Source organism: Curtobacterium luteum, from assembly GCF_001475545.1.
Classification (GTDB): Bacteria; Actinomycetota; Actinomycetes; order Actinomycetales; family Microbacteriaceae; genus Curtobacterium; species Curtobacterium luteum_A.
Map to the genome: position 1 here is coordinate 64,504 of NZ_LDQC01000026.1, position 23,843 is coordinate 88,346.

Here is a 23,843-nt window from a genome sequence, read left to right on the forward strand (position 1 = left end):
CATGGCCCGCAGAACCGACGGCACCGACGCCCCGCGCACCACCGTCCCGTCCCCGTCCGACCTCGAACCGTGGACGCCCGGAGCCGGCGACGTCCTGTCCGGCGACCGGATCGAGGGCAAGCGCATCGCGGTGCTCGACCTCGCCGGTGAGCGCGTGCCCGACCTCGAGCTCGAGGAGTCCGTCGTCGGGTCACTCCGCGCCGACGACGCGGACCTGCGCGGGCTCCGGATCCGGGACGCGGTCGTGGAGGAACTGGACGCACCGGTGCTCCGCGTCTCGAGCAGCACCTGGCGCGACGTCCAGGTCGCCGGCGGGCGCATCGGGTCCGCCGAGCTCTACGACTCCGCACTGAACGGCGTCGAGTTCGTCGGCATGAAGCTCGGGTTCGTGAACCTGCGTGGCGCAACCCTCACCGACGTCGTGTTCCGCGACTGCGTGGTGGACGAGCTCGACCTCGCCGACGCGAAGCTCGTCCGGGTGGCGTTCCCGGGGGCGCGGATCCGGGTGGTCGAAGGGACGAACACCCGGATCGAGCACGTGGACCTCCGCGACACCGACCTCGACCGGGTGGAGCGGCTCGAGGGGCTCCGCGGAGCCACGATCGGCAGCGAGCAGCTGTACACGCTCGCCCCGCTCCTCGCAGCCCAGGCGGGCTACCGCGTCGACTGAAGCGGAGACGATCCCGACGACGACGACGACGCCGACGCCGACGACGCCGACGACGCCGCCGTCGCCACGGCCGCCGCGAGGTCCGCCTGCACCAGGTCCCCGTGCACCGCCGCACCGACGGCCGTCCCCGCCGCGGCCGACGCGATCACGGTCGCCATCGGCACGGTCACGTTCCCGGCCGCGTACACACCCCGGACCGAGGTCTGCCCTGCTCCGTCGACCGTCAGTGCACTCCCGAACCGGTGACCCCCGACGATGAAGTCGGTGGCCTCCAGACCGACGCCGGCGAGGAAGTCCACGCGCGCCTCGACCGTGCTCGCGGCCGCGAGGGCGTCGAGCGCGACGAACTCCCCGGACCCGAGGGCCACGCCGGTCAGCCGGTCGTCCTCGGAGTCCACCGCTGTCACCGGACCGGGCATGACCCTGATCCCGCGGGCACGGAGACCGGCCAGGGTGGTGTCGTCGAGCAGGACCGGATCAGTGACGAACGCGGTCACGTCGTCGCTCAGTGCTCGGAACATCAGGGCGTGGTGGGCCCCGTTCGGCGTCGTCACGAGCACGCCGATCCGATGGTCGCGGATCTCCCACCCGTGACAGAACGGGCAGTGCACGACCCCGCGGCCCCACTGCTCGGCGAGCCCCGGGACCTCCGGCAGGACGTCGACGGCGCCGGAGGCGACGACCAACCTGCGTGCCGTCACGACCGCGGCCGAGTCGAGCGTGACCGAGAAGCCGACCGGATCGGTTCCGTCCCCGTCCGTGGCGGACGTCGCCACGATCCTCCCGGTCGTCACCTCGACGCCGTACGAGGCGACCTCCTCGCGACCGACGCGACCGAGCTCTGACGGGGAGGCGCCCTCACGCCCGAGGTAGTTGTGGATGCCGTCGGCCGGTGCGTTCCGGGGTTCGCCTGCGTCGACGACCAGGACGGAGCGTCGTGACCGCCCGAGGATGAGCGCAGCTGACAGGCCGGCGGCGGCGCCGCCGATGACGATGACGTCGAAGTGATCTCGCATGACGGCAGCATGCGCACCCGGCTCCTGAATCAGCAAGGAACGTTGCCGCCGTGGCAACATGGGCGGCATGGCACACGACCGGGAGGCACGGATCGACCCACGCACGACGGCCGACGTCGTCGAGGCGGTCGGCCCACGACTCCGCGCGTTGCGCGGGCGCCGCGACGTCACGCTGGCGGCGCTCGCCGCCGAGACCGGCATCTCGGTGTCGACGCTCTCGCGGCTCGAGTCCGGGCAGCGCAAGCCGACGATCGAGCTGCTCCTGCCGCTCGCGCGGGCCTACCAGGTGCCGCTCGACGACCTCGTCGGGGCGCCGCCCACGGGGGACCCGCGGGTGCACCTCAAGCCCGAGGTGCACGGCGGTCGGGTCGTCGTGCCGCTCACGCGTCGGACCGGCGGGGTGCGGTCGTTCAAGCAGCTCATCCCGCCGGAGTCGGCGAACTCCGACCGGACCCTGCGGACGCACGAGGGCTACGAGTGGCTGTACGTGCTGTCCGGTCGGCTCCGGCTGTTGCTCGGCGACCGGGACTTCGATCTCGGGCCGGGTGAGGTCGTCGAGTTCGACACGCACACCCCGCACTGGGTGGGCAACACGACCGACGAGGTCACCGAGGTGCTCTGCCTGTACGGGCCGCAAGGGGAGCGGGCGCACGTCCGGTCGAAGCCCGCACCGAGGGAGGACTCGGACGTCCGCTAGAAGACGTGCGCGATGACGTCGTCGAGGAGCCCCGACGTCTGCACGTTCGACTGCTGGATGTGGATGCCGACGTCACCGCGCGTGAAGTACGTGTCGCCGTCGGTGACCGGGTACTGGCTGTTCTGCGACACCTTCTGGCACCGGTAGCCGTACCCGTCGAGGGAGCAGTCGTACCCCTTCAGTGCGCTCTGCAGGTGGGGGTAGGCCTTCGTCGAGTCGACGACGGCGACCCGGATCGACAGGAACGTGGTGTCCGCTTGGGGGTCGCGCCAGATGCAGTAGAGCCGCTTGCCGTCCGGTTGGAGCACCGGCGTCAGTCTGTCGGTCGGCGGGTCCGCCGGGTCGACGATCGAGCTCGGGTCGTTGAGGGGGGCGGAGGCGAACGCGTCGTCCCACTTCCCGGGGGTGATCAGCCCGGCGCAGGAGGCGGGGATCGTGCCGTGGTCGTCGTCGACGCCGGGCACCGGGGTGATCGTCGAGGTCGGACGCGGGGTCGACGTCCCCGACGGGGTCGCCGCGGTGGGCCCGGGGACGGCTGTCGCGCTCTCGGCGACGGGCGTCGCGGTCGGGTCCACCGCCGTGGTCGGCGTGCAGCCGGTCAGCGCGAGCGTCGCGAGGCATGCGACACCGATGCTCGTCCCGACGGCCGCCCCCGCGGTTCGTCGCCTGCGTCCCATGACCGTCCCCCGTTCGTGCGTGCACTCGGCCTCGGGGTGCACGGTAGTCGCGGGCTCAGCCGTCCGGCTCGTCAGCGGCGCGAACGTCACCGGATCGTGTCCGACCGTCCGTCCGTCCGACGTGCGTCGGCCGCCGTTCGTGTGGCGGGTGCGTGCGTGGGCCGCGTGAGGGGCGTGGGTCACTGAGCGGGCGAGTTCGCGTGGCTGGCCTCAGTCGCGCCAGACCACCCGTGGCGCCAGCAGCCGGTGCCCGGTCGTGGCCGGCAGCACCGAGCGGCCCGACCCCATGAGGAGTTCGACCGCGGCCGAGGCCGCGGCGTCCAGGGGCTGCTCGACGCTCGAGATGCCCACGGCCTCGGCGACCGGGGTGTCGTCGTAGCCGACCACGGGCACGCTGGCTCCGAGAGCGAACCGGGCCCCGAGGGCGAGCGTGTCCGAGGCGCAGACCACGGCGTCGAACGCAGCACCGTCGTCCACCGCTCGCGTCACCGCCGACGCGGCCGCGGTGACGTCGTCCTCGCACGTGAGCGGCACCGCACCGTCGTCGAGCCCCGCTGCGGCCAGGGCGTCCCGCCATCCGAGCCGCCGTTCGTCCCCCTGACCGGAGGGACTCGGCCAACCGAGGAACCCGATCCGCCGGCGGCCGCGCGCGACGAGCCCGGCGGTGGCCTCGCGGAGCCCGGCCCGACCGTCGACGTCGACCCAGGGGTGTGGTGCGTCGTCCATGTCCGGCACGCCCCACGGGCGGCCGAAGGTCACGAAGGGCACGTCACGCTCGCCGAGCCAGGCCGCACGCGGGTCCCCGTGGGCCGTCGAGGTCAGGACGAAACCGTCGACGTCCGAGCCCTCGACGAGGCGCTCCATGTGCGCGAGCTCGTCGTCGAGGTCGGTGGCGGTGAAGAGCAGGATCCGCATCCCGCGCTCGTCCGCCCGTTCGACGAGGGCGTGCAGGAACCGGTCGAGGACCGCGCCGGAGATGCCGTGCACCGGGGGGAGTCGGACGCCGAGGGTGGAGCTCTGCCGTGTCCGCAGCCGCCGAGCCGAGGCGTGCGGCCGGTAGCCGAGCTCCTCGACCGCGGCGCGCACGCGGTCGAGCGTCGCCGGCTTGACGATCTCGGGCCGGTTCAACGCGTTCGACACGGTCTGTCGGGACACCCCGGCGGCCGCGGCGACGTCGGCGACGGTGGCGGGCTGGGACACGGGGTTCACGTTAGCGGGTCGAGGGTGTACCGTGACATCGTTTGATCGATCAAATTTGAACGATCGAACCCGAATCAGCCCGAACTCGACGAGGAGTCCCCGATGCAACGACCAGTGCGACGAAGCACAGCACGCAAGCTGACCGCGGGCGCGATCGCCCTCACCGCGGCACTCACCCTCTCGGCCTGCGGGTCCGGGTTCTCCGGATCAGGTGGCGCAGGGGGCTCCGGGGGCTCCGGTGGGTCCGCAACCGGGAAGCTCACCTCGAGCAAGGACCCCATCAGCGTGCTGATCGGCTCGTCCGGTGACGCCGAGACCGCAGCGGTCAAGAGCGCAGCGGCATCGTGGTCGAAGTCGTCCGGCACGAAGGCCACCGTGCAGGCCGCCAACAACCTCGACCAGCAGCTCGCCCAGGGCTTCGCCGCCGGCAAGCCAGCGGACGTCTTCTACGTCAGCACCTCGTCGCTCGCGGGCTACGCCTCGAACGGCTCGCTCCTCGCGTACGGCGATCAGCTGCAGGACAAGGGTGACTTCTACCCGACCCTCACGAAGTCGTTCACCCTCGACGGCACGCTGTACTGCGCGCCGAAGGACTTCTCGACCCTCGCGCTCTTCATCAACAAGGCCGACTGGAAGGCCGCTGGGCTGACCGACGCCGACGTCCCCACGACCTGGGCCCAGCTGAAGTCGGTGTCCGAGAAGCTCACCCGGGACGGTCGCGTCGGACTCGCCGTGAGCCCTCAGGTCGAGCGGCTCGGTGCGTTCATGGCCCAGGCCGGCGGTGCACTGACGAACAGTGGCCAGACGAAGGCCACGGTCGACTCCGCCGCGAACGTCGAGGCGCTGGACTACGTCAAGGGCCTGCTCGACGACGGCTCGATGAAGTTCTCGAGCGACCTCGGCGAGAGCTGGGGCGGTGACGCCTTCGGCAAGAACAAGGCCGCGATGACCATCGAGGGCAACTGGCTCACCGGCGCGATGTCGTCCAGCTACCCGAGCGTCGGCTACGAGGTCGCGAAGCTCCCCGCGGGGCCGAAGGGTGCCGGCACGCTGCAGTTCACCAACTGCTGGGGCATCGCGAAGGACTCCCCGAACCAGGAGGCCGCGCTGTCGTTCGTCGAGAAGATGGTCAGCAAGGACCAGCAGCTCGCCTTCGCGAAGGCGTTCGGCGTCATGCCCTCCGTCGAGTCGGCAGCGGGCACCTGGAAGCAGGAGTACCCGCAGTACGCGCCGTTCCTCGACCAGGCGGGCGACGCGGTGGGCCTGCCGACCAAGAGCGGGACGGCGGACGTCATCGCGGACATGGACTCGAAGCTCGGCACGCTGCGGAGCACGGACGTGAAGACGCTGCTCGAGGGCGTGCAGAAGAACATGACCGCCGCCCTGAAGGGCTGACGGAGGTGTCCCGGAAGAACCGCGCGGAGGCTGTGTCCGGCTGGCTGTTCACCGCGCCCGTGGTGATCGTGCTCGGCCTGTTCCTCCTCGTCCCCGTCCTCATGGCGGCGTGGGTGAGTGTCTCGGACTGGCGTGGTGTCGGCAGCCCGTTCTCGTCCGGCGTGTCGTTCGTCGGCGCGCAGAACTACGCGAAGATCCTCGGCGGGGGCGGCCTCGACGAGCAGAACTTCGGCACCGCGCTGCGGAACAACCTCTGGTACGTGGTGTTCGTCGTGCCGCTGCAGACCGCGGTCGCGCTCGGCCTCGCCGTGCTGGTGAACGGTCGGGCGCTGCGTGGCCGCGGGTTCTTCCGGACCGCGTTCTACTTCCCGTCCGTCACGAGTTCGGTGGCGATCACCGTCCTCTGGCTGTTCCTGTTCTCGTCGTCGGGAGCCGTGAACGCGATCATCGGGTGGATCGGCGTGGAGGGCCCGAACTGGTTCAACGAGCCGACCGGCATCTTCCAGCTCGGAGCAGGCAACCCGCCCGCCTTCCTCGCCGACCACACCATGCTCGGCATCCCGTGGTCGGAGTGGCTCGCCGGCCCGTCGGTGGCGATGACGGCGTTCATCCTGCTGGCGGTGTTCACGACGAGCGGCACCTTCATGCTGCTCTTCATCGCGGCGCTGCAGAACCTGTCGACCGAGGTCGACGAGGCCGCGATGATCGACGGTGCCGGTGCGTGGACGCGGTTCTGGCGGGTCACGCTGCCGCAGCTGCGACCGACCCTGTTCACCGTGCTGACGCTCGGGCTGATCGGGACATGGCAGGTGTTCGACCAGATCTACACCGGCACGAAGGGCGCCCCGGCGAACACCACGCTCACCCCGGCGTACCTGTCGTACACGTCGGCCTTCGGCAGCCAGCAGTGGGGTGTCGGGGCGGCGATCGCGTTCGTCCTGTTCGCCATCATCGTCGTCTTCACGCTGCTGCAGCGCTGGGCGCTCAAGGAGCGCCCCGTGTCGCGCCGCCGCATGCGCTGGATCGAGCAGGGAGGGTCACGATGACCGCCACGTCCACGCGGCCTGGAGGCGCGGTGCCGGACCTCCGCGCCGCCACCGTCACGCAGGCGCCCGGCCCGGGCCGGCGACCACGCCGCCTCACCGGACGCGGGCTCGCGCTGCTGGTCGTCGGCATCGTCATCGCCGCGGTGTACCTGCTGCCGTTCTACGTCGCGATCGTCAACGCGTTCAAGACCGACCAGGACGCCTCGCTCCACCCGCTCGCGCTCCCGACGACCTGGACGGGAGCGGCGTTCCGGACCCTGTTCGAGAACTCGGACTTCGGGATCTGGACGATGAACTCGGTGATCGTCGCGGTGTTCGTGACCCTCGGCCGGATCTTCTTCGACTCGCTCGCGGGGTACGCCCTCGCCCGGCTCCGCTTCCCCGGACGCCAGACCGTCTTCGCGCTCGTGATCGCCGTGATGGCGGTCCCCGGGGTCGTCCTGCTCATCCCGAAGTTCCTCGTGATCAACCAGCTCGGCATGTACGACTCGTACTCGGGCATGATCGTCCCGCTGCTCGTCGACGCCGCGGGCGTGTTCATCATGAAGAACTTCTTCGAGTCGATCCCGGTGAGCGTCGAGGAACAGGCCCGAATCGACGGCGCCGGGGTGTTCCGGACGTTCTGGTCGGTCGTGCTGCCGATGGCGCGGCCGGCCGTCGTCACGATCACGATCCTGTCGTTCCAGGGCTCGTGGAACGAACTCGCGCACTTCATCGTCTCGACGTCGTCGCCGAACCTGACGACCCTCACGAAGGGTGTCGCGTCGCTCGCGTCCGGAGCGCTCAGCGCCGGCAACCAGTACCCGATCAAGCTCGCCGCCGCGTTCGTCATGACGATCCCGGTCGCGGTCGCGTTCTTCGTCTTCCAGAAGCGCATCATGAACTCCAGCGAAGGGGCGGTCAAGGAATGACCACCACGTCCACCAGCACACCCACCACGACCGCCGAGGCGCTCGCGATGCCCCGGCAACCGCTGCTCCACGACGAGGTCGTCGTCCTCGCCGCCCCGACCCAGGCGTGGTCGGACCGGCACGGCACCGTCGGGACGAACCCGGTGCACGGCTACTGGACCGGCGACCAGCGGTTCGTGTCGAGGGTCGGCGTCACGATCGCGTCCACCGACGTGGAACCCGTGTCGACCGCACCGGCCGACGCCCGGGAGGTCGTGTTCAGCGCACTCCTCCGCGGCCTCGACGCGCCCGGTGCCGACCCCGACGTCCGACTCGACCGCCGTCGGCGCGTCCGGACCGACGGGGTGGCCGAGACCCTCCGGATCACGGACCGCACGGGCGGAGGCCCCGGCTCCGTCGGGTCGGCCGCGGGGACGATCGAGGTCACCGTGCGCATCTCACCGGACGCGAGCGGCATGGACGCGGTGAAGGGAGGCGGCGGCCCCGCGCCCGTGCCGGCCGCCCTGGCGCCGCAGGCCGGACCGGACGGGGGGATCCGCGCCTCCTGGACGGCCGGGTCGGTCGAGGTGACCCTCGGCGCGCCAGGAGCCGACGTCTCCCTCGACGACGGCGACGTCGTCCTGACCTGGCGCGTCCCGCGCGACCGCGTCGTCGAGGTCGGGTGGGACTGCTCCGTCGTCGCACCGGACGCCGTCGTGACCGGCGCCACCACGCCCGCTCCGTTCGCGGCACCGGCCGGTGTCGGGGACGACCGCCTCCGCCGCTGGCTCGCACGCGCGACCGACGACCTCGACGCCCTGCGGTTGGCCCGCCCCGAGGGGGAGTTCCTCGCCGCGGGCGCGCCCTGGTTCTTCACCCTGTTCGGCCGCGACTCGATCTGGGCAGCGCGCTTCCTGCTGCCCGTCGACACGTCGATCGCGGGGGGCACGCTCCGGGTGCTCGCCGCGCTGCAGGGCGCCCGGACCGATCCCGCGACGGCCGAACAGCCCGGGAAGGTCATGCACGAGCTCCGCCAGGCGACCCTCGCGATCGACAACGACGAGCTCACGCTGCCGCCGCTGTACTACGGCACCGTCGACGCCACCGCGCTCTGGGTCTGCCTGCTGCACGACGCCTGGCGGGCCGGCCTGCCGGACGCCGAGGTCGAGGCGCTGCTCCCCGCGCTCGAACGGGCCCTGGCGTGGATGCGCGACCACGGCGACGACGACGGCGACGGGCTGCTCGAGTACGTCGACGAGACCGGCCGCGGCCTGGCGAACCAGGGGTGGAAGGACTCCGGCGACAGCGTGCAGTGGCGCGACGGGACGCTGGCCGAGGGGCCGATCGCGCTCTGCGAGGTGCAGGGCTACGCGCACGAGGCAGCCGTGCACGGCGCGGACCTGCTCGACGCGTTCGGCCGGAGCGGGGGCGCCGACTGGCGTGCCTGGGCCGCGCGGCTCGCGGAGCGCTTCCGCGAGGCCTTCTGGGTCCGCGACGAGGTCGGACCGTACCCGGCGATCGCGCTCGACGCCGCGAAGCGCCCGGTCGACTCCGCCACGAGCAACATCGGGCACCTGCTCGGCACCGGGATCCTCAGCCCCGAGGAGGAAGCCGTCGTCGCCGCCCGTGTCGTCGCACCGGACATGGCGAGCGGGTTCGGCCTGCGCACCCTGTCCACCACGGCCGCCGGCTACTGGCCGCTGAGCTACCACGGCGGCACCGTGTGGGCGCACGACACCGCGGTCGTCATCAGTGGGCTCGTCCGGTCGGGCCACGGGACCGAGGCCCGGGTGCTCGCCGAGCAGCTGCTCGCCGCGGCGGTCGCGTTCGACTTCCGGATGCCGGAGCTGCACGCCGGGGACGCCGCCACCGAGGTGTCCCGTCCGGCGCCGTACCCCGCCGCGTGCCGGCCCCAAGCGTGGAGCGCGGCGGCGGCGTTCCCGGTGTGGGTGGCGCTGCGCTGACGGAGGTCCGGCGGGTCCACGCTGCTGTCGGACCGCACGTCGGGCCGCGCTCCCGCGCGCGGTGGACAGGGGGACCGCGCTCGGTGGACGGTCTGGACCGGGGCGGAGCGACGCCGGCGCACGGTCGGTTCCGAACCCGCGGGCGTCGTGCTCGCGGTACCGAACCGGAAGGCCACCATGACCACGAACCCACCCGGGAACGACTCCGGGACACCGATCCACGACCGCACCGCTGCCGCCGACGGTCTGCCGGGTACCAGCTCCGACGTGCCGCAGACGTACGACCCGTTCGGTGACGACGCGCCGTTCGGCGAAGGTGCCGCACAGCACGCCGGTACCGGCTCCGAGGGGCACGCCGGCCCGGGCGTCGACCCCGTGCTCGACGAGCCGCTCGATGCCCTCCCCGCCGACGAGCAGCTCCCGGCGACACCGAGCGCGGCCGGCTCCGCGGGCATCGGGCTCGCGACCGGGTCGAGCGCGAGCAGCGGGCTCGACGGCGGCAGCGGCAGCGGCGACGGTGCCGGTGGCAGCGGCAAGGCCGACGCTGCGAAGGGCGCCGCCCAGGACGTCGCGGGCGACGCGAAGGACAAGGCCGCGGACGTCGCCGGCACCGCCAAGGAGCAGGCCGGCAAGGTCGCGTCCGAGGCCACCGACCACGCCAAGCAGCTCTACGGCCAGGCCAGCGAGACCCTGAAGTCCCAGGCCGCCGACCAGCAGCAGCGCGCCGCGTCCGGTCTCCGCGACATCGGCGACCAGCTCGGACGCATGGCCGAGAACGACGACGAGCAGGGCATCGCGGCGAAGGTCGTCCGTGATCTCTCGCACCGTGCGAGCAGCGCCGCCGGGTACCTCGAGGGCCGTGACCCCGGCTCGCTCCTCGACGAGGTGAAGTCCTTCGCGGCGAAGCGCCCCGGCACGTTCATCGCGATCGCCGCCGGCGCGGGCATCCTCGCCGGCCGCCTGACGAAGGCGCTCGCGACGGAGGTCAAGCACGAGAAGGAAGCGGACGGCGCATGAGCCACACGCCACCGAGCGCCCACGAGACACCGCTCGGCGAACCGAGCCCGCAGGAGCGCGCCGCGACCACCCCGCTCGGCGAGTTGCTCTCCGACGTCTCGAAGGACCTGTCGAACCTCTTCCGCCAGGAGGTCGCGCTCGCCAAGGCGGAGCTGACCGACTCGGCGAAGAAGGCGGGCAAGGCCGGCGGCATGTTCGGCGGCGCGGGCATCACCGCGCTCTTCGCCCTCCTCTTCCTGTCGATCGCCGCCTGGTGGGGCCTCGGGTACCTCATCGGCAACGCCTGGTCGGCCGTCGTCATCGCGGTCGTCTACGCGATCGTCGCCGCCGTGCTGGCAGTGCGCGGTCGCAAGGAGATCAAGGAGATCCAGGGCGCGCCGCAGACCGTCGAGACGGCCAAGGAAGTCCCCGAAGCACTCAAGCCCCACACCACCGGGAGGAAGTCATGAGCACCCCCAACGAGAGCCGCACGCCCGACCAGATCCGCGCCGACATCGAACGCACGCGCGGTGACCTCGGCTCGGACGTCGACGCGCTCGCCGACAAGGTCAGCCCGTCGTCCATCGCCCACCGGCAGACCGAGAAGGTGAAGGGTCGGTTCCAGAACGTCCGCGAGTCCGTGATGGGTGCGGCCGACTCCGCCCGGTCGAGTACCTCCGGCTCGGCCTCCGGCGTCGCCGACCACGCGAAGGACGTCGCACACCAGGGCGTCGCGAAGGCCAAGGGCAACCCGCTCGCCGTCGGGCTCATCGCCTTCGGAGCCGGGTGGCTGGTGTCCTCGCTGATCCCGACGTCCGACAAGGAGGAAGAGCTGGCCGGCGAGCTGAAGGACAAGGCCGCTCCGCTCGTCGAGGACGTCAAGGAGCAGGCGAAGGACCTCGGCTCGCAGCTCGGCGACGTCGCGAAGGAGCACGCGCAGGACCTCAAGGGCACCGCGCAGGACGCGGCGCAGACCGTCAAGGGCGAGGCGCAGGGCGCCGCGTCCGACGTGCGGGACCACGCGCAGGGCGCGGCGCAGGACGTGCGCAGCAGCTGACGCGACCAGCAGTCGGCCGGGAGGCCCGTGGCGGCGCCGCCACGGGCCTCCCGTCCGCCCAGGGGTAGCGTTCAGGGCATGGAGCTGACGAAGTACACCCACGCCACCGTCGTCCTCGAGCGGGACGGCGCGGCCCTCGTGATCGACCCCGGCGCCTTCACCCCGGAGGCCGCCGACCTCGTGCGTGCGGCGACCGGCGTCCTCGTCACGCACGAGCACTTCGACCACTTCGACGTCGACGCCGTCCGCGCCGGACTCGAGGCGAACCCTGCCCTGGTGGTCCGTGCCCCGCAGCCCGTCTTCGACCAGCTCGGCGAGCACGACGGCCGCGTCGTGGCGGTGCAGGCCGGTGACGCGTTCGAGGTCGGCCCGTTCTCGGTCCGGGTGTTCGGCGAGCAGCACGCCGTCATCCACCCGGACATCCCGACGATCGCGAACGTCGGCTTCCTCGTCGACGACGCCGTCTTCCACCCCGGCGACGCGTACCTCGTGCCCGGCGTCCCCGTGCAGACCCTCCTCGTGCCCACGAGCGGTCCGTGGTCGCACACGTCCGAGGCGGTCGACTTCGTGCGCGCGGTCGCTCCCGAGCGTGCCGTGCAGATCCACGAGGCCATGCTGAGCGACATGGGGCAGCAATCCGCCGCCCGGTTCCTCGGCCCGGACGGACTCGGACCGGTGCCCGTGGCGATCCTGGCGTCCGGGGAGTCGATCACCGTCTGACCGACGGACAGCCCTGGGAGACGTCACGTCGGTCGCCGAGGAGCATTGCGTCATGGCCGACGCACCCACGACCGCAGTCCTCTTCGACATCGACGGCACGCTCGTCGACTCCAACTACGCCCACATCGACGCCTGGTGGCGGGCGTTCACCGCGATCGGCGAGTCCGTCGATGCCTGGCGCATCCACCGGTCGATCGGCATGGACTCCGCGAAGCTGCTCGCGACGATGCTGCCGGACGCCTCCGACGACACCCGTGACGCCGCGAAGCAGTACCACTCGGCGTACTACGCGGAGCAGCAGCCACGGCTCCGGCTCCTGCCCGGCGCACGCGACCTGCTCGCAGCGGTCTCCGACGCCGGGCACGCCGTGGTCCTCGCCACGAGCGCGCCGGAGTCCGAGCTCGTGCGACTCCGCGAACTGCTCGACGCCGAGGAGTGGCTGACCGCGGTGACCAGCTCCGAGGACGTCGAGCAGGCGAAGCCCGATCCGGGGATCATCGCGGTCGCGCTGGAACGGGCCGGGGTGTCCGCCGACTCCGCGGTCATGGTCGGGGACGCCGTGTGGGACGTCGAGTCGGCGGGACGGGTCGGCGTCGCGAGCATCGGGGTGATGACCGGCGGCGTGGGCGGCGACGAGCTCCGCGGGGCCGGCGCCGCGGCGGTGTACGACGATGCGGCCGCGGTCCTGTCGGCGTTCCGAGCGGGGGACGGGCCCATCGCCGCCCTGCGGTGAGCGCGCCCGGGGACGCTCGTCGTCCCGCCGTGCGAGGATCGTTCTTCGTGATCACGATCGAACGCGTCGGCTGGGACGACCCCCGCGGAGTGGCCCTCCGCGCCACGATGGACGAGGAGATGCACGAGCGGTACGGCTCGGCGAACGCCGCCGAGGACCCTGCCGTCACCGCCGAGCGCGACCGGGTGCTCACGGTCGATCCGGCCGACGTGATCACGTCCCTGCTGGCGGTCGACGAGGACGGCACACCGCTCGGGCACATCGCCGTGCGGCGGCTCGGCGACGAGGTCGAGCTGAAGCGTCTCATCGTCCTGTCGGCCGCTCGCGGCAAGGGCGCCGCCACCGCTCTGCTGGCCGAGGGTGAGCAGGTCGCGCGGGAACAGGGTGCCGCGCGGGTGATCCTGCAGACCGGCGACAAGCAGCCCGAGGCCGTCGCGCTCTACCGCAAGACCGGGTGGGGCCGGATCCCCGTGTACGCGCCCTACGCCGAGACCATGCCGTGGTCGTTCTGCTTCGCGAAGGCGCTGTAGCCGCGCAAACACGCATTGCACTCTCAGTGTCATAGTGCAATTCTTGGTCGGTGACCACGACCGAACGCACCCGGGCGCTTCGCCGCCGCATGATCGTCGAGGCGCGCCGGGCGACGGTCGAGCACGGCCTGCACGGCTTCACGATCGAGCAGCTCTGCGACACCGTCGGAGTGTCCCGTCGGACGTTCTTCAACCACTTCGCGTCGAAGGACGACGCCGTGCTCGGCATCGAGCAGGGTGCATCCGAGGCGCTGTTGCACGACTACGCCGTCCGCGCGCTCGTCCCGGAGGAACTCGATCCCCTCGCGTCCGTCGTGGCACTGGCACTCGAGCAGGTCCAGGTCGTCGGGCTCGACCGTGCCGAACAGGACCTCGCGCGCCGGGTCTTCGAGCGCGAGCCGGCCATGGTGCCGAAGTTCCTCGCCGTCGTCGACGAGCAACTCGCCGCCGTCGCCCGCGCGGTCCGTGCGCGCTTCGGCTGGGACGACCCCGCGGACCGTCGGGCGCAGCTCGTGGCCGAGACGGCGGGCACCCTGCTCAAGGTCACCGCGGCCACGTACTTCGACGACGCCTACGACGAGGCCACCAGTCCGCCGTTCGAGGCGCTGCTCACCGACAACCTCCGCCAGCTCAGGGCGGCCGTCACCACCACCGGACAGGACCCCACCGCATGACCGCCACCGCGCAGGGCTCGAGACGCGCCCGCCCCGGCTCCGACGGACCGCTGCTGCTCACCCAGCGGCGCATCTGGATCATCTTCTCGGCGCTCATCGCCGGGATGCTGCTCTCCAGCCTCGACCAGACGATCGTCTCGACCGCGATGCCGACCATCGTCGGCGACCTCGGTGGGGTGGCGCACCAGGCCTGGATCACGACCGGGTACCTGCTGGCGTCCACCATCGTCATGCCGATCTACGGCAAGTTCGGTGACGTCATCGGGCGCCGGAACCTGTTCCTCGTCGCGATCGCCCTGTTCACGCTGGCGTCGCTCGGCTGCGCGGTGTCGACCGACTTCTGGCAGTTCGTGGTGTTCCGCGCGCTGCAGGGCCTCGGCGGCGGCGGCCTCATGATCCTGTCGCAGGCGATCATCGCCGACATCGTCCCCGCATCGGAGCGCGGCAAGTACCTCGGGCCGCTCGGTGCGATCTTCGGGCTGTCGGCGGTCGGCGGCCCGCTGCTCGGCGGCTTCTTCGTCGACCACCTGACCTGGCACTGGGCGTTCTGGATCAACATCCCGGTCGGCATCGCCGCCTTCACGGTGGCCTGGTTCGCGCTGACCCTGCCGAGCAAGAAGGCCTCGCGCCGGGTCGACGGGCTCGGCGTCCTCCTGCTCTCCGCGACGACGGCGTGCCTGGTGTTCTTCACCGAGTCCGGAGGCAACCGCGACCACGGCTGGGGTGCCCCCGAGACCTGGGCCTGGGGTGCCGGGTTCCTCGTCGCCGCCGCGCTGTTCGTGTTCGTCGAGTCCCGCGCCGAGGACCCGATCATCCCGCTGTCGTTCTTCCGCAACCGCACGTTCGTCACTGCGACGGCGATCGGCTTCGTGCTCGGCGTCGGCATGTTCGCGGCGATCGGTTTCGTCCCGACGTTCCTCCAGATGGCGTCGGGCACCTCGGCCGCGGTGTCCGGGCTGCTGATGCTGCCGATGATGGCCGGCCTGATGGGGACCTCGATCCTCTCCGGGACGCTCATCACGAAGACCGGGAAGTACCGGATGTTCCCGATCGTCGGGACGGTCCTGGTCGGCCTCGCGATGCTCTCGATGACGACCCTCGCGGCGAGCACCCCGATCTGGCTCATCTGCGTCTACCTGTTCGTCTTCGGCGCCGGACTCGGGCTCATCATGCAGGTGGTCGTCCTCGTGGCGCAGAACGCGGTCCCACCGGAGCAGGTCGGCACCGCGACGTCGACGAACAACTACTTCCGCGAGGTCGGCGCCTCCCTCGGGGTGGCCGTCTTCGGTGCGCTCTTCACCTCGCGCCTGACCGACGCGCTCCGCGACGTATTCACGAGTGCCGGCGGCAGTGCGTCCGACGCGGCGTCCGCGAGCGCGAGCATCGACCCGACAGCGCTCGCGGAGCTGCCGCAGACGATCCAGGACGGCATCGTGAACGCCTACGCCGATTCGCTCGCGCCGGTGTTCTGGTACCTCCTGCCGTTCATCGCGGTCGCACTCGTGCTCGCACTGTTCATCCCGCAGATGCGGCTCGCCGACGTGGCGGGGATGGTCGCCCGCGGGGAGGCCGTCGGCGGCGCCGAGGCCGACGAACTCGAGCGCGCGCAGCGCGGCCCGGCTGTCCCGGCCGCTGCGGACGCGCCCGCACCTGCGTCGCCCACCGGAGCGGAGCGCGACGGCCGAGACCCGGCCTGACGGACGAGTCTCGTGCGAACGCGCACGAGACTCGTCCGCCAGTACGAGACTCGTCGCGGGCCGCACGAGACCGGGCATGGCCCGCCGGCGGGCCGACCGACATCAGCCGGCGGTGCTCGCGCGGACGACGAGCCGTGTCGGGAGCGCCGGCACCTCGGTGGCGCCGCCGTCGAACATCGCGAGGAGCCGGAGTGCCGCGGCCCGGCCGAGGTCCGCTCCCGGCAGGGCCACGCTCGTCAGCGCCGGCGCGGTGACCGACGACGACGGCAGGTCGTCGAAGCCCGCGACCGCGAGCTGGGCCGGGACGCGGAGTCCCCGGTCCGCGGCCACCCGCAGGACGCCGTAGGCCAGGGTGTCGGCGGCCGCGACGACCGCCGTGACGCCGTCCGCGACCCACTGGTCGAGCACCTCCGACGCCGCCGAGGCGCCGGCGTCCACCGTGAGGTCCGCGCGCCCGACGAGCGGCGACACGGTGAGTCCGGCGGCGGTCGCGGCATCCTCGAGCAGGCGTCGGCGGAGCGCGAAGGTCGCTGCGCGGGAGGTGCCGTCGAGGTACCCGATCCGGTGGTGCCCGGCCCCGGCCAGGTGCGCGACCAGCTCGTGCACGCCGGTCGTCAGGTCGTAGTTCACGGCGTCCACCCCGCCCGGGGCGTCGAGCTGCACGACGGGCACGCTGGCGGAGAGGTCCTCGCCGGCTGCCGGTGCGTCGACGAGGATGCCGGCCGGCCGGAGCCGCTCGAAGCGCCGGACGTCCGCGGTCTCCGGTTGCCGTCCGCGCTCGGTGACCGAGAGCACGAGCTGGAAGCGGTCCGTCAGGGTGTCCCGGACGCCGCGGATGACCTCGGCGAAGAACGGGTTCGACAGGTCGGGGGCGATCAGCACCACGAGGTCGCCGCTGCCGCGGGCGAGGGAGCTCGCGGCGTGGTCGACGACGTACCCGAGCTCGTCGACCGCTGCCCGGACCCGTTCGGCGATCGGGGCAGAGACGCGACCGCGGTCCTTCCCGTTGACCACGAGCGAGACGGTGGCGATGCTGGTCCCGGCGCGCTCGGCGACCATCGCGGCGGTGACGCGGGTGGGAGAGGGCACCTGCCGATCGTAGCGACCGGCCTCGCAGCAACTTGACGTCAAACGCTTGACGTGCTTCCATGTCAAACGCTTGACGCGCCGCGGGAGCTGATTCCTCCGCCGCGGACCCCACCGCGTCAGGCCTCGACGTTCCATCCCCGACGAAGTGGAGACCCCGTGGCAGAAGACCGCGTGCCGGCTCGCGTGCCGAAGAAGATCATCCTCGACTGCGACCCCGGCCACGACGACGCCGTCGCCATGCTGCTCGCCCACGGGAACCCGGACATCGACCTGCTGGCGGTGACCACGGTCGTCGGCAACCAGACCCTCCCGAAGGTCACCCGGAACGCCCTCGCCGTGGCCCGCATCGCCGGGATCACCGGCATTCCGTTCGCCGCGGGCTCGCCCCGGCCGCTCCTGCGCGAGATCGAGGTCGCCGAGGACATCCACGGCGAGAGCGGTCTCGACGGGCCGATGCTCCCCGAGCCGTCGTTCGACCTCGACGAGCGGCACGCGGTCGACCTCATCATCGACACCGTGATGGCGCACGAGCCCGGGACCGTCACGCTCGTCCCGACCGCCGGCCTGACCAACATCGCCCTCGCCGCCCGCAAGGAGCCCCGCATCGTCGAGCGCGTCAAGGAGGTCGTCCTGATGGGCGGCGGCGTGCACGTCGGCAACTGGAGCCCGGTCGCCGAGTTCAACATCGTGATCGACCCCGAGGCCGCGGACATCGTCTTCAGCGCGGGCTGGGACGTCGTCATGGTCGGGCTCGACCTCACGCACCAGGCCCTCGCCACGCCGGAGGTCGCCGCCCGCATCGCCGCCGTCGGCACCGGGCCGGCCGCGTTCGTCGGCGAGCTCCTCGACTTCTTCGGACGGACGTACCAGGACGCCCAGGGCTTCGACGCGCCGCCCGTGCACGATCCCTGCGCCGTCGCGTACGTCATCGACCCGACCGTCGTGCGCACCGTGCAGGTGCCGATCACGATCGAGACCAAGGGCGAGCACACCCTCGGCATGACCGTCGCGGACTTCCGCGCACCTGCGCCGGCGGACTGCCGCACGAGCGCCGCGATGGAGCTCGACCACGGCCGCTTCTGGGACCTCGTCGTCGACGCCCTCGAGCGCATCGGCGAGACGCCCGACACCGGCTGGACCCCGCGCGCGGCAGCCGCCACCCTGACCGATCCCGAGAACGCCGACACCGCCGTCACCCCGGAGCACTGACCCCCATGACCACCACCTCGACGAAGAAGTCGATCGGCGCACTCACCGCCGCCCTGCTCGCCGCCTGCGTCGCGTTCCAGCTCAACGCGAGCATGCTCAGTCCCGCGCTGGTCACGATGGCGCGCGAGCTCCGCACGGACGACGCCACGATCGGCCTGTCGCAGACCCTGTTCTTCACGCTCGCGGCGCTGTTCTCGCTCTTCCTGCCCCGACTGTCCGACATCGTCGGCCGCAAGCGGGTCCTGCTCGGCATGCTCGTCGTGATGCTCGTCGGCAGTGTCGTCGCAGCGCTCGCGGTCAACGTGCCGATGCTGTTCGTCGGCCGCATGGTCCAGGGCGTCACGGGTCCGGTCGTGCCGATCGGTCTGCTCATCCTCCGCAACGAGATCGCCGACCCGAAGCGCTACGGCGCCGCGCTCGGCCTGCTCACCGCGGTCAACGGCGGCATCGCGGGCGTCGACGCCCTCGCGGGCGGGTGGATCGCCACGCACTTCGGCTTCCGCGGGATCTTCTGGGTCATCGCCGTGGTCACCGTCGTCGCCGCGCTCATGGTGGCCGCGTGGGGCGTCGAGTCCAAGCCGTCCGCCGGCACCCGGATGGACTGGTGGGGGGTCCTGCCGCTCGTCGTGAGCGTCGGCGCGCTGCTCACGGCGTTCAACGAGGCCGGCAAGCTCGCCGCTGCGGACTGGGCGCTCGTGGGCGGCGGGATCGTCGTGGCGCTCGTCGCGTTCGGCGTCTTCTGGGCGGTCGAGTCGCGGGTCCGTGAACCCCTCGTCGAGACACGCTTCCTCAGGCGTCGCGGGACCTGGGCACTCCTCGTCACGACGCTGCTCACGATGACCGGTGTCTTCGCGGTGGTCAACGGGCTGGTCACGTCGCTCGCGCAGAACACGGAGGTGGGCTTCGGGATGGAGGCCGACCTCGCCTCGCTCGCGTTCCTCACGCCGTACGCGCTGGTCGGTTGGATCGTCGGGCCGTTCGCCGGTCGGCTCGCGCCCACCCTCGGCTACCGGGCCGTCCTCCGCGTCGGACTCGTCGGGAGCATCGTCGCGACGCTCGTGATGGCCTTCGTCGGCGTGCACTCCCTGCCCGTGCTCGTCGTCGCCACGGTCCTCATCGGCATCACCTACGCGGGCATCGCGAACATCATCCTGAACGGGCTCGGCATCGTGCTCTCGCCCGAGTCCAACCCGGGGTTCCTGCCCGGCCTCAACGCCGGCGCGTTCAACCTCGGTGCCGGCATCAGCTTCGCGGTCCTCCCGGCGCTCCAGATCGCCCTCGGCACCGGTGGGTCGGCCGGCACCGCCGGGTACTCCGGTGGCATGCTGCTCGGAGCCGTGATCACCTGCGCGGCCCTCGCCACGTCCTTCCTCATCCCGCGCCCGGCCTCAGCCGAGACAGGAGCAGCAGCATGACCAGCATCGTCGTCGTGGGCAGCCTCAACGCCGACCTCGTGGTCCGCACCGAGCGCTTCCCGAAGCCCGGTGAGACCCTGCAAGGGTCGGACCTCGCGATCCTCCCCGGCGGCAAGTCCGCCAACCAGGCGGTGGCAGCCGGGAGGCTCGGGGGCACGGTGCGCATGATCGGTGCGGTCGGCGACGACGGGAACGGTGCGCTGCTCCGCGACTCCGTCGCGGCGGCCGGTGTCGACACGACGCACGTCGCCGTCCGCGAGGGGGTCGCGACCGGAACGGCCGTCATCACGGTCGACGGCGCGGGGGAGAACACCATCGTGATCTCCGCCGGGGCGAACGGGACGCTGACGCCCGACGACGTCCCCGCCGACGCCTTCGCCGACGCCGGCGTGCTCGGGCTCTGCCTCGAGGTCTCGGTCGACGTCGTGCTCGCCGCCGCGCGCGCCGCGCACGACGCCGGCGTCAGCGTGCTCACGAACCTGTCGCCGTTCGGCGCCGTGCCGCAGGAACTCCTCGACCTGACCGACGTCCTGCTCGTGAACGAGCACGAGGCGGCCGAGCTCGGCGACCACGGCGTCGCGCGCTCGATCGTCACCCGGGGCGGAGCGGGCTGCACCGTGCACGACGGCGACGCGGACCCGGTGTCGGTCGACCCCGTCCGCGTCGAGCCCGTCGACACGACCGGGTGCGGCGACGCATTCATGGGAGCGGTTGCGCTGCGGCTCGCCGCAGGCGACACGCTCGCCGACGCCGCACGCTTCGCCGTCGGGGTCGGGGCGTACGCCGCCACCAAGCCGGGCGCACAGGCCTCGTACCCGACCACCGCCGAGCTGGAGGCGTTCCTGCGGAGCTGATCCGGGCCTCCCGGCCGCTAGCGTTGCTGCCATGCGCGTGGGAGTCCTCGACATCGGGTCCAACACCGGCCACCTGCTCGTGGTGGACGCCCACGGCGGTGCCGCGCCGCTGCCGGCGTCGTCGTTCAAGCAGCCGCTGCGGCTCGCCGAGCACCTCGACGCGACCGGAGCCGTGACACAGGCCGGCGTCGATGCGCTCACCGCCTTCGTCGGCGACGCCGTCCGCGTCGCCGAGGAACGCGGCTGCGAGGACATGCTCGCGTTCGCCACCTCCGCCGTCCGCGACGCGGTGAACTCCGACGCCGTCCTCGCGCACGTGCAGGAGGAGACCGGTGTCGAGCTCGCCGTGCTCTCCGGTGACGACGAGGCCCGCCTGACGTTCCTCGCCGTCCGGCGGTGGTTCGGGTGGTCCGCCGGACGGCTCGCGGTGTTCGACATCGGTGGGGGTTCGCTCGAGATCGCCGGCGGGGCCGACGAGGCACCGGACGTGGCGTGGTCGATGCCGATCGGCGCCGCCCGCCTCGCGCGCTCGTTCTTCGCCGCCGGTACGCCCACCGACGACGACGTCCGACGCCTCCGGCACGAGATCCGGGTGTCGATCGCGCGGGACGCCGGGCTCCTGCTCCGTTCCGGCCGGCCGGACCGGGCCGTGGCGACGTCGAAGACGTTCCGGTCGATCGCGCGCATCTGCGGCGCCGCGCCCTCGGTGGCCGGGCCGCTCGTCCCGCGGTCCCTCGACGGCGCCGAGCTCCGGCGACAGCTGCCCGCGCTGCTGGGCATGACGGTCGACGAGCTCGCGACGCTGCCGGGGGTCTCGCCGAGCCGGGCGCACCAGGTCGTCCCCGGCGCCCTCGTCGCCGAGGCCTGCCTCGACATCTTCGACCTGCCGGCGCTCGAGATCTGTCCGTGGGCCCTCCGTGAGGGCGTCATCCTCGAGCGGCTCGACCAGCTGTCCGTGCTCGGCTGAGTGCTACGTGTCCCGCAGCGCGGCGTTCCGCGGCGGGGAGAGCAGCCACGGGCGGATCGCCTTCGTCACGAACGGCAGCACCCAGAACGTCATGATCGGCGTGAGCACGAGCGTCGTGATCAGCACGCGCGGCAGCACGGCGAGGTGCCCGAACGCCGGGACGAGCCACCCGACCAGGTACGTGAAGACGAGGTTGACCGGGAAGAACCCGAGCCAGATGCTCACGGCCTGCTTCCACCGCGGAGGAGCGCTCGACGCCGGGGCGTCCTGCGGGGCGTCGAACCACCCCTCGATCCCGGTGCGCTTCTCGACCCGGGACTCCACCACGAGGTCACGTCCGAGGTCGAGCCACCGCAGCCGGTCGTCGGAGTTCTCCCACGTCGCGAGCTGCTCGTGGTCCGCGAACCGGTACAGCATGTGCCACTCCCGGCTCGTCGCGTGGGAGCGCACCCACCCGGAGCCGAGGAAGCCCGGGTAGCGGTTCGCGAGGTTGACACCGGACTGCACCCAGCGGGTGACCTCCGGGATGCGGTCGGGTTCGACGAGACGGGTGATGGACACGGTGACGGGCGGGCCTGCGCTCACGGATGACGAGGTCAGGCTCCCTGGCTCTTGTGGAGTCATGCTCCCAGTGTCCCCGAAGCGTGTTTCCGGCTCGTGACGGAGCGGGGCGATCCGCAGACCGGTGCGGGCAGTACGGTCGCGGCATGAGCGAGTTGCAGCGGGGCCGGAACGAGACCCCGACGGAGCGGTGGGACCGCAACTGGAGCGACATCCAGCAGGAGCTGCGGATCGTGCAGACGGGGACGCAGATCCTCGCCGGGTTCCTGCTCACGCTGCCGTTCCAGCAGCGGTTCTCGTCGCTGAGCGCCCGGCAGGAGACGATCTACCTGACGCTCGTCGTGCTCGCGGTCGTCGTGACCGTGGTGGCCCTCGCCGTCGTGGCGACCCACCGGCTCGTGTTCAAGCAGCGGCAGAAGCACGACCTCGTGCGCGCGGGCAACGTCCTGCTGCTCGTGACGCTCTTCGCGGCCGCGCTGCTGTTCGCCGGGACCGTGTGGTTCGTGTTCGACGTGGTGCTCGGAGGACGTGGGGGGATCATCGCCGGGATCGCGGTGTTCGTCGGGACCGGGACGCTGTGGACCGTGCTGCCGACGGTCCTGCGTCGCACGGCGAGGGACACCGAGGACTAGCTGGCGCGTTTCTTCGCCGGTGTCCTCTTCGCAGTGGTCCCCGAGGTCGACGTCTTCGTGCTGCTCGTCTTCTTCGCCGTGGGCGCCTTCGTGGTGCTCTTCTTCGCCGTGCTCGACTTCGACGTGCTCTTCTTCGACGTGCTCTTCTTCGCCGCGCCCGACTCCTCCGGGGCCGGCGTCTGCCCACCGGACGCGTCGTCGGCGGTGGAGTCGTGCGACGCGGAACGCGACCCGCTCCGGGAACGCGACCCCGAGCCTCCCGTCCGCTTCTTGTCGACCGACGCCCGCAGGGCGGCCATCAGGTCGATGACGTCACCCCCCTCGCCCTCGTCGTCGTCCTCGTCCCGCTCGCCGAAGGTCTCGGCGGTGTCCACGTCGTCGCCGGAGGCGAGCTTCGCGTCGATGAGCTGCTGCAGCTCCTCCTGGTACGCGTCCGTGTACCGGTCCGGGTCGAAGTCGGCGGACATGCTGTCGACGAGCGAGGACGACATCTTCAGCTCGTTCGCGCTCACCTTCACCGACTTGTCGAGGGACGCGAAGTCGGCTGCCCGGACCTCGTCGCCCCACAGCAGCCCCTGCAGCAGGATGACGTCGTCGTTCACCCGGAGCACCCCGAGCCGGGTCTTCTGCCGGAGGGTGAACTGCACGATCGCCAGCCGGTCGGTCTTCGCGAGCGTCTCACGGAGCAGCACGTACGCCTTCGGGGACCGGGAGTCTGGCTCGAGGTAGTACGACTTCTCGAACATCATCGGGTCGACCTGCTCGACCGGCACGAACTCCAGGACCTCGATCTCGTGCGACTGCTCCTCGGGCAGCTGCTTGAAGTCGTCGGCGGTGAGCACGACGGTCTTCTCGCCGTCGTCGTAGGCCCGCTGGATGTCGGCGTACTCGACCTCGTGGCCGAACTCGCACACGCGCTTGTACCGGATGCGGCCCTTGTCCTCGTCGTGGACCTGGTGCAGTGAGACGTCGTGGGTCTCGGTGGCCGCGTACACCTTGATCGGCACGTTGACCAGCCCGAACGCGATGGAGCCCTTCCAGATCGACCTCATGGCCACATGATGCACGTCCCTGCACCGGAGCGTCCGGAGGGACGGGTTCTCCACAGGCCCGCCGCTGCTGTGCCGGTGCCGGGGGAGGACGAGCACGATGGG

At 71.9% G+C, this 23,843-nt stretch carries 25 protein-coding genes; 19 read left to right on the top strand and 6 right to left on the bottom strand.

Annotated elements, in window-relative coordinates; genetic code table 11:
* The first annotated feature begins 1 nt into the window (after nt 1).
* Entirely contained in the window at nt 2–670 is a 669-nt protein-coding gene (locus tag NS184_RS17710; protein WP_058724994.1) for a pentapeptide repeat-containing protein, read from the top strand.
* Here the strand turns inward: NS184_RS17710 and NS184_RS04775 are convergent.
* Nucleotides 655–1,686 (bottom strand): NAD(P)/FAD-dependent oxidoreductase, encoded by a 1,032-nt coding sequence (locus NS184_RS04775; protein WP_058724995.1) that lies wholly within the window; start codon nt 1,684–1,686, stop codon nt 655–657. The two genes, NS184_RS17710 and NS184_RS04775, sit on opposite strands and share 16 nt — an antisense overlap.
* A 58-nt stretch (nt 1,687–1,744) precedes the next feature.
* On the opposite strand from NS184_RS04775, the gene NS184_RS04780 reads away from it, so the two are divergent.
* Nucleotides 1,745–2,383, top strand: coding sequence for an XRE family transcriptional regulator (locus NS184_RS04780; RefSeq protein ID WP_083513455.1), 639 nt, complete (start codon nt 1,745–1,747; stop codon nt 2,381–2,383).
* Here the strand turns inward: NS184_RS04780 and NS184_RS04785 are convergent.
* Together NS184_RS04785 and NS184_RS04795 are read right to left on the bottom strand one after the other, a co-directional pair.
* Nucleotides 2,380–3,060 (bottom strand): hypothetical protein, encoded by a 681-nt coding sequence (locus tag NS184_RS04785; protein WP_152998060.1) that lies wholly within the window; start codon nt 3,058–3,060, stop codon nt 2,380–2,382. The two genes, NS184_RS04780 and NS184_RS04785, sit on opposite strands and share 4 nt — an antisense overlap.
* 210 nt (nt 3,061–3,270) lie before the next feature.
* Nucleotides 3,271–4,260 (bottom strand): LacI family DNA-binding transcriptional regulator, encoded by a 990-nt coding sequence (locus NS184_RS04795; RefSeq protein ID WP_058725045.1) that lies wholly within the window; start codon nt 4,258–4,260, stop codon nt 3,271–3,273.
* Nucleotides 4,261–4,362: 102 nt separating this feature from the next.
* On the opposite strand from NS184_RS04795, the gene NS184_RS04800 reads away from it, so the two are divergent.
* The 12 genes from NS184_RS04800 to NS184_RS04855 all read left to right on the top strand — a co-directional run bounded on the left by NS184_RS04800 (nt 4,363) and on the right by NS184_RS04855 (nt 15,962).
* Nucleotides 4,363–5,655, top strand: a complete 1,293-nt coding sequence (locus tag NS184_RS04800; RefSeq protein WP_193750391.1) for an extracellular solute-binding protein — start codon at nt 4,363–4,365, stop codon at nt 5,653–5,655.
* Between the two features lie 5 nt (nt 5,656–5,660).
* Nucleotides 5,661–6,701 (top strand): carbohydrate ABC transporter permease, encoded by a 1,041-nt coding sequence (locus NS184_RS04805; protein WP_242862971.1) that lies wholly within the window; start codon nt 5,661–5,663, stop codon nt 6,699–6,701.
* A complete protein-coding gene (locus NS184_RS04810) occupies nt 6,698–7,612 on the top strand; it encodes a carbohydrate ABC transporter permease (protein ID WP_083513456.1) in 915 nt (304 codons plus the stop codon). The genes NS184_RS04805 and NS184_RS04810 overlap by 4 nt, the downstream gene beginning before the upstream one ends.
* Entirely contained in the window at nt 7,609–9,555 is a 1,947-nt protein-coding gene (locus NS184_RS04815; RefSeq protein WP_058725002.1) for an amylo-alpha-1,6-glucosidase, read from the top strand. Before NS184_RS04810 ends, NS184_RS04815 begins: the two co-directional genes overlap by 4 nt.
* A gap of 177 nt (nt 9,556–9,732) precedes the next feature.
* The gene (locus tag NS184_RS04820) at nt 9,733–10,572 is read left to right on the top strand and encodes a hypothetical protein (protein WP_152998061.1); all 840 of its coding nucleotides are present in this window, start codon (nt 9,733–9,735) and stop codon (nt 10,570–10,572) included.
* Nucleotides 10,569–11,021, top strand: a complete 453-nt coding sequence (locus NS184_RS04825) for a phage holin family protein (protein WP_058725004.1) — start codon at nt 10,569–10,571, stop codon at nt 11,019–11,021. The genes NS184_RS04820 and NS184_RS04825 overlap by 4 nt, the downstream gene beginning before the upstream one ends.
* Nucleotides 11,018–11,608, top strand: coding sequence for a DUF3618 domain-containing protein (locus NS184_RS04830; RefSeq protein WP_058725005.1), 591 nt, complete (start codon nt 11,018–11,020; stop codon nt 11,606–11,608). Before NS184_RS04825 ends, NS184_RS04830 begins: the two co-directional genes overlap by 4 nt.
* Nucleotides 11,609–11,686: 78 nt before the next feature.
* Nucleotides 11,687–12,328, top strand: a complete 642-nt coding sequence (locus NS184_RS04835; RefSeq protein ID WP_058725006.1) for an MBL fold metallo-hydrolase — start codon at nt 11,687–11,689, stop codon at nt 12,326–12,328.
* A 52-nt stretch (nt 12,329–12,380) separates the two neighbouring features.
* Nucleotides 12,381–13,061, top strand: coding sequence for an HAD family hydrolase (locus tag NS184_RS04840; RefSeq protein ID WP_058725007.1), 681 nt, complete (start codon nt 12,381–12,383; stop codon nt 13,059–13,061).
* Between the two features lie 47 nt (nt 13,062–13,108).
* Nucleotides 13,109–13,591 carry a GNAT family N-acetyltransferase gene (locus NS184_RS04845; RefSeq protein ID WP_242862972.1) on the top strand — a complete coding sequence of 161 codons (483 nt, stop codon included), beginning with the start codon at nt 13,109–13,111 and terminating at the stop codon, nt 13,589–13,591.
* A gap of 50 nt (nt 13,592–13,641) precedes the next feature.
* Nucleotides 13,642–14,265 carry a TetR/AcrR family transcriptional regulator gene (locus tag NS184_RS18205; RefSeq protein ID WP_242862973.1) on the top strand — a complete coding sequence of 208 codons (624 nt, stop codon included), beginning with the start codon at nt 13,642–13,644 and terminating at the stop codon, nt 14,263–14,265.
* Nucleotides 14,262–15,962, top strand: a complete 1,701-nt coding sequence (locus tag NS184_RS04855; RefSeq protein ID WP_058725010.1) for an MDR family MFS transporter — start codon at nt 14,262–14,264, stop codon at nt 15,960–15,962. Before NS184_RS18205 ends, NS184_RS04855 begins: the two co-directional genes overlap by 4 nt.
* A gap of 102 nt (nt 15,963–16,064) precedes the next feature.
* Here NS184_RS04855 and NS184_RS04860 read toward each other — a convergent pair whose 3' ends face one another.
* Nucleotides 16,065–17,051: a LacI family DNA-binding transcriptional regulator gene (locus tag NS184_RS04860; protein ID WP_242862974.1), complete on the bottom strand. Its 987-nt coding sequence runs from the start codon at nt 17,049–17,051 to the stop codon at nt 16,065–16,067.
* A gap of 156 nt (nt 17,052–17,207) precedes the next feature.
* Here NS184_RS04860 and NS184_RS04865 point away from each other — a divergent pair, with 156 nt between their 5' ends.
* The 4 genes from NS184_RS04865 to NS184_RS04880 are packed head-to-tail and all read left to right on the top strand — an operon-like array spanning nt 17,208 to nt 21,496.
* Nucleotides 17,208–18,260 (top strand): nucleoside hydrolase, encoded by a 1,053-nt coding sequence (locus tag NS184_RS04865; protein WP_242862975.1) that lies wholly within the window; start codon nt 17,208–17,210, stop codon nt 18,258–18,260.
* 5 nt (nt 18,261–18,265) lie between these two features.
* Nucleotides 18,266–19,675 (top strand): MFS transporter, encoded by a 1,410-nt coding sequence (locus NS184_RS04870; RefSeq protein ID WP_058725012.1) that lies wholly within the window; start codon nt 18,266–18,268, stop codon nt 19,673–19,675.
* Nucleotides 19,672–20,529, top strand: coding sequence for a ribokinase (locus tag NS184_RS04875; protein WP_058725013.1), 858 nt, complete (start codon nt 19,672–19,674; stop codon nt 20,527–20,529). Before NS184_RS04870 ends, NS184_RS04875 begins: the two co-directional genes overlap by 4 nt.
* A 31-nt stretch (nt 20,530–20,560) precedes the next feature.
* Nucleotides 20,561–21,496 carry a Ppx/GppA phosphatase family protein gene (locus NS184_RS04880; protein WP_058725014.1) on the top strand — a complete coding sequence of 312 codons (936 nt, stop codon included), beginning with the start codon at nt 20,561–20,563 and terminating at the stop codon, nt 21,494–21,496.
* Between the two features lie 3 nt (nt 21,497–21,499).
* Here NS184_RS04880 and NS184_RS04885 read toward each other — a convergent pair whose 3' ends face one another.
* Nucleotides 21,500–22,120 carry an antibiotic biosynthesis monooxygenase gene (locus NS184_RS04885; protein ID WP_058725015.1) on the bottom strand — a complete coding sequence of 207 codons (621 nt, stop codon included), beginning with the start codon at nt 22,118–22,120 and terminating at the stop codon, nt 21,500–21,502.
* An 83-nt stretch (nt 22,121–22,203) separates the two neighbouring features.
* Here NS184_RS04885 and NS184_RS04890 point away from each other — a divergent pair, with 83 nt between their 5' ends.
* Nucleotides 22,204–22,689 carry a DUF6328 family protein gene (locus tag NS184_RS04890; protein ID WP_058725016.1) on the top strand — a complete coding sequence of 162 codons (486 nt, stop codon included), beginning with the start codon at nt 22,204–22,206 and terminating at the stop codon, nt 22,687–22,689.
* Here NS184_RS04890 and NS184_RS04895 read toward each other — a convergent pair.
* Nucleotides 22,686–23,741: a Ku protein gene (locus NS184_RS04895; protein WP_058725017.1), complete on the bottom strand. Its 1,056-nt coding sequence runs from the start codon at nt 23,739–23,741 to the stop codon at nt 22,686–22,688. The genes NS184_RS04890 and NS184_RS04895 overlap by 4 nt on opposite strands.
* Nucleotides 23,742–23,843: the final 102 nt, after the last annotated feature.